The sequence below is a fragment of the Stenotrophomonas sp. SrG genome (assembly GCF_050031795.1).
GTDB lineage: Bacteria > Pseudomonadota > Gammaproteobacteria > Xanthomonadales > Xanthomonadaceae > Stenotrophomonas > Stenotrophomonas rhizophila_A.
Map to the genome: position 1 here is coordinate 1 of NZ_JBNBBE010000646.1, position 249 is coordinate 249.

At 69.1% G+C, this 249-nt stretch carries 1 pseudogene; it reads left to right on the forward strand.

Features of this window, described 5'->3' with window-relative positions:
- Nucleotides 1–249 (forward strand): annotated as a pseudogene (locus ACQG3P_RS21165) (AAA family ATPase); the annotation flags it as partial.

The window sequence follows — 249 nt, forward strand, 5'->3', positions numbered from 1 at the left end:
CTGCTGCGCACCGGCCGCTTCGACGAGATCTTCTTCGTCGACCTGCCCGCTGCCAACACCCGGGTAGAGCTGCTGCGGCTGCACCTGGGCCGGCGCACGCTCCATGCCGACGATTTCGCGCTGCCGGCGCTGGCGGCGGCCAGCGATGGTTTCTCTGGCGCGGACATCGAACAGGCCGTGGTGGCCGGGCTGTCCGCGGCACATGCCGAACAACGGGCGCTGGACACCGAACTGCTGATGACCGAGATC